Source organism: Vibrio sp. V10_P2A27P122 (assembly GCF_963874335.1).
Classification (GTDB): Bacteria; Pseudomonadota; Gammaproteobacteria; order Enterobacterales; family Vibrionaceae; genus Vibrio; species Vibrio anguillarum.
Window position 1 is genome coordinate 1 of the sequence record NZ_CAWNHY010000064.1, and the last position, 7,402, is coordinate 7,402.

General features: G+C 46.7%; 7 protein-coding genes. 3 read left to right on the plus strand and 4 right to left on the minus strand.

The window, feature by feature from the left end; genetic code table 11:
- From AACQ17_RS03670 to AACQ17_RS03680, 3 genes are all read left to right on the plus strand, one after another.
- The coding region (locus tag AACQ17_RS03670) for a methyl-accepting chemotaxis protein (RefSeq protein ID WP_240507714.1) at positions 1-812 on the plus strand (812 nt) is incomplete at its 5' end.
- 76 nt (positions 813-888) lie between these two features.
- Positions 889-2,070, plus strand: a complete 1,182-nt coding sequence (locus AACQ17_RS03675; RefSeq protein ID WP_017047286.1) for a porin — start codon at positions 889-891, stop codon at positions 2,068-2,070.
- A gap of 10 nt (positions 2,071-2,080) precedes the next feature.
- Positions 2,081-2,494 carry a hypothetical protein gene (locus AACQ17_RS03680; protein WP_017047285.1) on the plus strand — a complete coding sequence of 138 codons (414 nt, stop codon included), beginning with the start codon at positions 2,081-2,083 and terminating at the stop codon, positions 2,492-2,494.
- 75 nt (positions 2,495-2,569) lie between these two features.
- Here AACQ17_RS03680 and AACQ17_RS03685 read toward each other — a convergent pair whose 3' ends face one another.
- The 4 genes from AACQ17_RS03685 to AACQ17_RS03700 form a co-directional block, all read right to left on the minus strand.
- On the minus strand, positions 2,570-3,361 hold the full coding sequence (locus AACQ17_RS03685; protein WP_094147373.1) for a DUF1338 domain-containing protein: 792 nt from the start codon (positions 3,359-3,361) through the stop codon (positions 2,570-2,572).
- Positions 3,362-3,429: 68 nt separating this feature from the next.
- On the minus strand, positions 3,430-4,887 hold the full coding sequence (astD, locus tag AACQ17_RS03690) for a succinylglutamate-semialdehyde dehydrogenase (protein WP_088732898.1): 1,458 nt from the start codon (positions 4,885-4,887) through the stop codon (positions 3,430-3,432).
- A 31-nt stretch (positions 4,888-4,918) separates the two neighbouring features.
- The gene (gene astA, locus AACQ17_RS03695; protein WP_094147374.1) at positions 4,919-5,938 is read right to left on the minus strand and encodes an arginine N-succinyltransferase; all 1,020 of its coding nucleotides are present in this window, start codon (positions 5,936-5,938) and stop codon (positions 4,919-4,921) included.
- A gap of 66 nt (positions 5,939-6,004) precedes the next feature.
- Positions 6,005-7,216 (minus strand): aspartate aminotransferase family protein, encoded by a 1,212-nt coding sequence (locus tag AACQ17_RS03700; RefSeq protein WP_026027324.1) that lies wholly within the window; start codon positions 7,214-7,216, stop codon positions 6,005-6,007.
- Positions 7,217-7,402: the final 186 nt, after the last annotated feature.

The window sequence follows — 7,402 nt, forward strand, 5'->3', positions numbered from 1 at the left end:
CTTTAGAAAGTGTTTCATCACGGCTTTCTAGTACCAGTTCCAACACGTCACAACAAGTTCGCTCTCAAGAAAACATCATGCAATCTGTCTCTTCTGCGGTGAACTCTCTTTCCGATAGCGTGACCTCTATTGCTGAAAATGCAGCATTCGCTTCTTCAGAAGCCACTTCAGCAAATGATACGGCGCAAACTGGCAGCGCAGTTGTAGAAAGCACGATTGTCTCGATTGAACACTTAGCCAAAGACGTCAACCAAGCCGCTCAAGTGGTAAATGAGCTCGAATCTTATACCAATAATGCGGGAGTGATCTTAAACACCATCCGCAGCATTGCCGAGCAAACGAATTTACTTGCCTTAAATGCCGCGATAGAAGCTGCTCGAGCTGGTGAACAAGGGCGAGGGTTCGCCGTGGTTGCCGATGAAGTTCGGACTTTAGCCTCTCGCACTCAATCCTCTACTGAAGAAATTCAACAAGTTCTTGAAAAAATACAAAAGGGCTCATCATTAGTTGTGGATGCCATGACCAAAGGGCAACAAAGTGCCTCCAATACAGTATCTGAGTCTGAGCAATCTGGAGTGGCTTTGGTCAATATCACGGAGAAAGTTAAAAGTATTGTTCAGCTCAACCAACAAATTGCCGCCGCGACAGAAGAACAAAACCGCACTTCAAAAATCATTTTCGACAACATACAAGATATGGATGAAATCTCCCGCTCAGTGTCTGACGGCTCTCGAGCACTGGATGGGATCAGTACGGACATCCAAAGCGTCACACAAAACCTCAGCGATGTTATTCGACAATATAAAGTTTAAATTCTCAGTAAAACTCACTCTCTGCAGTATGTGAAAGTGAACGGCATGATGCCATTTTCGATACATAGGAGTAATCATGATAAAAGCAAAATACAGCCTTTACCCTGCCCTAATGCTATTACCCGGGCTTAGTATCGCCGACGAATCGGTTGAAGCACGAGTTTCGCAGCTAGAAAATGAATTGGCGATACTGAAAAGCTCATCCAGCAGTAGCTGGCAAGACAGTATCAAATTCAATGGGTTCTTTAGTGTGGGAGTGACTCGTTCGAGTAACAAGCTAGGCTATGCAAGTTCCAGAGACAGTTATAGCTTTGATGAACTGAGTTTAGTTGGGCTTCAAGCCGAGTTTAGTTTGGCGGATAAAACCAGTTTCGTCACTCAGTTAATCGCACGTGGCAGTGATGACTTCTCACCCGACATAGAATGGGCTTATCTCAAACACACATTTGATAACTACGTTACCGTCAGAGCGGGTAAGTTGCGTGTACCTCTCTATATGTACTCTGATTATATTGATGTAGGCTTTGCCCAGCCCTGGGCTCGCCCGCCCGTTGAAGTTTATGGCAATGTGCCATTCAACTCTTACTTAGGCGGTGATATCGCCTATGACGTGGAAATGGATGAGTCAACCCTCTACTTACAAGCCTTTGCAGGCCAAAGTAAAACGTCTGACAATAATACAGAATACAACTATATGTATGGCGCCAGTCTAGGTTGGAATTACGATTATCTAACCATACGAGCCGTCTACGGCACGACAAAAATCACATCAGGACACAGCGTATTTAAACAAGTTGTCGCTCCAGATACTATCGCTAAATTCTATGGTACAGGCTTAAGCTATGACAATGGCTCATTGCTCTTTGTCACAGAGCTAACTCGTACCGAAGTCGAAGGGCAATATTCAGATGTCGACTCCGCGTATGCAACCTTAGGTTATCGGATTCAGTCTTGGGTGCCTTATGTTAGCGTAGCAACACTCAGAACCAAAGATGACGACGAGCGCATCGGTAAGTTGATCAATACTGGCACAGCCAATATTCCAAGCGCTTGGTTGTTCGATGCAGAGCGTAATGCATACTCCGCTGGTGTCCGTTATGACTTGCTCTCTAACTTATCCATTAAAGCAGATGTCACTATGATCGATAATTTTGGTGATACCTCAGGCCTCATCGGTAGTACTAACTTTGGCAATACAGGCAAAGCATTAGAAGATGACTCTTTGATTTACTCTATTCGCCTTGATGGCGTTTTTTAAGGAGTGCAGAATGATTAAAACTATCTTAATGCTCTTGAGCTTATCGACCTTGTCATTGTCTGCATTCTCTGCACCTGTTGTGATAAGTAACCTTAGTGGTGTTGACCAACTAAGCGATAGTGATGTGAAAAAGCTATTTTTAGGCAAATTAAAACAGCTCCCGAATGGCACTGAACCGATTGTGATTGAGTACGCTGATGGTACGCCGATACGCATTGAGTTTCACGAAAAGGTCACGAATAAATCAGAGTCTCAGCTACAAGCTTATTGGGCAAAATTGGTTTTTACTGGCAAAGCTAACCCACCCAAAACCGTTGCTTCAAGTGCCGCAGCTATCGCTGAAGTGAGCCAAAATGCAGCAGCAATTGGTTATATCGACTCAAGCGAAGTCACAGACCAAGTCAAAGTGGTTTACACACCTTAAATCTAAGCTACTTTTGTTGTAAAAAAGGCCAGTGGAGGTAATGCCACTGGCCTGTGTCTTTATCAGCCCTTATTGTTAGCTATTTGTGCTTTCAAATATCTTATCTGCAGAGGCCGCCACAAAACCGCTATAGAGTTCACCGTTGGCCATTGGATAGCGCTTAGCAAATTCATAGAATCCACCGGGAATCACCTCCACTCCTTCCGTAAATTGCACCGGTACTTTATCGGCCATGGTCGACGACTGCTCAAGCAGCACATCAGGTGTACCTTTCACTTCTCCACCATTTTCATTGATGGTAAAACCCGCTTGGCGTAGATGATCATTGACCGCTTTCACTTCATTAAACGCCTGCAGTTGATTAACACTAACAGTGAAATGGTTCGCGCCATAGCCATGCGCCGCCAACCAAGCGGCGTATTCACTTTCGTTGGCAAGCTGCAAATAATCGCTGTAGCTTAGTTGCCACAGGCGACCGCCATATAAAAAGTCACTGCTGTTTAATTTATTGCTATCGACTTGATGTACCAGCTTCTCCACAATGGCTTGGAGTGCAGGTGAGCACTCTTCCACTTTCAGCTCGCTTATGAATACTTTAGGCTGAGTCGGATCAGGGTGTTCATAGTGCTTCGCTACCAGCTTCTTACTTTCAAACACATAATCACCACAGGCAACGTAGCCTAAGGCAAGAAAAGGCTTAGCCAGCGTTTCAATACCTAATGGCGCAACATTGAAGGTTCGCAACGCAATATGGTCATTAATCAAGGCTTCCTCTTCTTGAAGCAAGTGATGGACTTTGTCGGCAGAAGGGCAAAGGCGCTGAATGTAGTCATTCCATAATGATTGAAATAAAACGGTTGGCGTCATAACGCCTCCTTGTCTGTGCTCGGTTTAAACCATGCTAGTAGGCATGGGGTTTTAGATAAAGTTTACTGCTATAGCTCAACCCCGGGGCTGAGCGTGGCAGGCAGTTCTGTCGAACGGCCTTCCATTGATGCCATTGGGTATGCGCAGTAATCGGCCGCGTAATAGGCGCTTGGTCTTAAATTTCCCGACGCTCCCGGCCCACCAAACGGTGCATCACCACTGGCTCCGGTTAATTGTCGATTACGATTTACAATGCCAGCGCGGATATGATCGACAAAGTAGTCCCATTCGGCATCATTGGTCGACACCAAGCCTGCCGATAAACCAAAGCGAGTTTCATTAGCCAGTTGTACCGCTTGCTCTAAGCTTTGGTAACGCACGACTTGTAACAATGGTCCGAAATACTCTTCATCAGGCAATTGGCTAACTGCGGTGACATCAATAATGCCCGGAGTGACAAACGCCGCCTGCAAAGGTGTCGCGGCCAGCAAGCTGACGCCACCCAAGGCGCGTAAATTGTCCTGAGCAGCAAGAATGAACTGCACCGCCGCTTGTGATATTTGTGGCCCCATAAAAGGTGCTGGCTCAGCAAAGGGGTGATCAATACGCAATTTTTGAGTGGCACTGACCAGCTTTTCAAGCAATCGATCGCCTTCATTTCCCTCTGGAACATAAAGACGCCGCGCACAGGTACACCGCTGGCCTGCACTTAAAAATGCGGATTGAATAATGGTATACACTGCCGCATCAAGCTCGCCATACTGCTTAGAGATAACCATTGGGTTGTTGCCGCCCATTTCTAAAGCCAGCATTTTCCCCGGCTGCCCAGCAAACTGGCGATGGAGTAAATGACCTGTATTGGCGCTGCCAGTAAAAAGAAGGCCATCAATGCCTTTGGCCTGAGCAAGCGCAATACCCGTTTCCTTCGCGCCCTGCACTAGGTTAAGTACACCCGCAGGTAGGCCGGCTTCTTGCCACAACTTCATCACAAACTCACCCGTCCACGGAGTCTGCTCTGAAGGTTTAAACACAACCGTATTACCCGCTAAAAGTGCAGGCACAATATGACCATTCGGCAGGTGGGCAGGGAAATTATACGGACCAAAAACCGCAAGAACGCCCAATGGACGATGACGCAATACCAGTTGATTACCCGCTGCTTCGCGTGTGTTTTCACCAGTGCGATCATGATAAGCTCGAATGGATATAGCGATTTTACCCGCCACCGCTGCCGCTTCAGTACGCGTTTCCCAAAGTGGCTTTCCTGTCTCTTTGGCGATGATCTGCGCAAGCTCTTCACTGCGCTGTTTCACTTTTTCAGCGAAGGCTAAGACATATTGCTCACGCTCAACAAAAGGACGTTTTTTCCATTCTATAAATGCGACTCTTGCCGCCGTTACCGCAGCTTCTACTTGCGCGGGTGTGGCGCTATCGCCCTGCCAAATCGTCTCATTGTTATAGGGACTAAGCGAAAGCATTGCCTCGCCTTGTCCAGCTAACCATTCACCTGCAATCCACTGAGTCATCTGTTAATCCTTACCTTCCAATATACCTATTTTACTGCGCCAAAATTCGAACAAAATCACCACTATCAACCAATAGAGCTTGCGCCACTTTAGGTGAGATGATCACCGTTTCCGTTTCGCGGTTATAAGCACCTTTTGCAGCAGTAGCACGAAAGTTTTCAAACGAGCTATTGCAGATAAGATAATCTTGCGAGCTTGAATGCTCGGCCACTTCCACTTTAGCTCGCACCGAGTGACGTACGGATTCGATATTGCGCAAATCGCACTCAACCGTTGGACCTGCATCAAAAATGTCTACATAGTTACGGCAGGTGAATCCTTCGCGCTCGAGTAGCGTTAACGCTGGACGGGTATTGTTATGTACTTGACCAATCACCGCTTGTGCCTCTTTACTCAATAAGTTGACGTAAATCGGCAGTTTGGGCATCAGATCAGCAATAAACCCTTTTTTACCAATGCCGGTTAAATAATCAGCCATAGTGAAATCAATCGAGAAAAAATGCTCTTGCAGCCATTGCCAAAAGGGCGAGTTGCCTTCGGCATCAGACACACCACGCATTTCAGCAAAGATGGTTTTAGAAAAACGATGTGGGTGTTCTGCCATCATCAGAAAACGGCATTTCGACATCAAACGCCCATTCAACCCTTGACGAAAATCTGGACGTAAAAAAAGCGTACAAATTTCACTGCATCCAGTGTAGTTATTGCCAAAAGTAAGCAACTTGACGGTATTGTTGACCTTCAGCTTAGGCGACGAATGCACTATCGTGCTGATGTGATAAGAATAGAACGGCACGTCATGGCCAATCGATGCTTCAACGCCAGTCGTCCCTGCTACCTCACCGGTTTCAGAATCAAAACCGACCATCAGGTAACCTTCATCTCCCGGCTCTGAGACGTCGGGTTTAGCGAAGCTGTATTCAGAATGAGTAATACGGTTGGTTAAGAGCTTTTCATTCACGGGTAGTGATGTAAACCCGTGACCGGATTCAATAGCGCATGTGTGTAGCGCATCGTAGTCCGACATTGCGATAGGGCGAACAACTAGCATCAATACTTCCCTCCAGATGCTTGAAGTGGCCCAAGGCATCCTACCTTGGGCTGCTAGGCTTTTTCACTACATGAGTGATGCAATAGCTTTATCTAATCTTGCTAAGCCTTCTTCTATTTCTTGTTTGGTGATCACTAATGAAGGCGTCATACGAACCACGTTCATACCCGCAACCAACACCAGTAAACCTTGCTTGCCCGCGGCTTGTAGGATATCGCGAGCGCGACCTTGCCACTGCTCATTTAATGCCGCGCCAAGCAGTAGACCTTTACCACGGATTTCACTAAAAATGTGGTACTTCTCATTAATGTTAGCCAATCCTTCACGAAAGAGCGCTTCACGCTCCTTCACGCCAGCCAAGGTTTCTGGCTGGCTAACCACATTAACTACCGCTTCTGCTACCGCGCAAGCCAGTGGGTTGCCACCATAAGTCGAACCGTGAGTGCCCACTTTAAAATGCGCGGCTAATTCGTTTGTGGTGAGCATAGCGCCAATAGGGAAGCCGCCACCGAGTGATTTCGCGGTACTTAAAATATCCGGCGTGACGCCCAATCCTTGATAAGCATAGAACTCACCAGTGCGGCCATTACCGGTTTGCACTTCATCAAAGATCAACAGGGCGTTGTGCTTATTGCACAATTCACGCACGGCTTGGACAAACTCAGCCGAAGGCGACACAATGCCACCCTCGCCTTGCAAGGGTTCCATCATTACCGCACAAGTGCGATCAGAGATGTGTGCTTGCAACGCTTCAATATCGTTATACGGTAGGTGGGTAACATCCGCAGGTTTAGGACCAAATCCATCGGAATAAGTCGCTTGCCCCCCGACCGTCACTGTAAAGAAAGTGCGGCCGTGGAAGCCTTGGTTAAAGGCGATGATTTCTGATTTTTGTTCACCATGGACATCAGCGGCCCAGCGACGCGCCAGTTTGAGCGCCGCTTCATTAGCTTCCGCGCCGGAGTTAGCAAAAAACACCTTTTCAGCAAAACTGACTTGCGTTAATTTTTTCGCCAAGCGCAAAGCAGGCTCATTAGTCATCACGTTACTGAGATGCCACAACTTATTGGCTTGCTTGGTGATCGCATCAACCATCGCCGGATGGCAATGGCCCAAACAACTCACTGCAATACCGCCAGCAAAGTCGATGTATTCATGACCCTGTTGATCCCACACTCGAGAGCCCTGCCCTTTAACTGGAATCATTTCCATCGGGTTATAACAAGGGACCATCACCTCATCAAACAGACTGCGATCTACACTATTTTCCACTGTCATTACACATTCCCTCTTGATACCGCATGCCAAGCAGATTGCGATCTTCCTATTAAACGCTTGAGTGGAAGATATTGTTTTGCTTTTTAGCTAATGCAGCATTGTATTTACAAATTATTAACCATTTCAATAGTGATTTATTCTTTTAGATCGGCAGAAGTACCGATAATCGTCACTACTTATGATTAT

Bases quoted from the DNA above. Each gene is read 5' to 3' on its own strand.
- astD (WP_088732898.1), bottom strand. From the start codon at position 4,887: ATGACTCAGTGGATTGCAGGTGAATGGTTAGCTGGACAAGGCGAGGCA.
- AACQ17_RS03700 (WP_026027324.1), bottom strand. From the start codon at position 7,216: ATGACAGTGGAAAATAGTGTAGATCGCAGTCTGTTTGATGAGGTGATG.
- AACQ17_RS03675 (WP_017047286.1), top strand. From the start codon at position 889: ATGATAAAAGCAAAATACAGCCTTTACCCTGCCCTAATGCTATTACCC.
- AACQ17_RS03685 (WP_094147373.1), bottom strand. From the start codon at position 3,361: ATGACGCCAACCGTTTTATTTCAATCATTATGGAATGACTACATTCAG.
- astA (WP_094147374.1), bottom strand. From the start codon at position 5,938: ATGCTAGTTGTTCGCCCTATCGCAATGTCGGACTACGATGCGCTACAC.
- AACQ17_RS03680 (WP_017047285.1), top strand. From the start codon at position 2,081: ATGATTAAAACTATCTTAATGCTCTTGAGCTTATCGACCTTGTCATTG.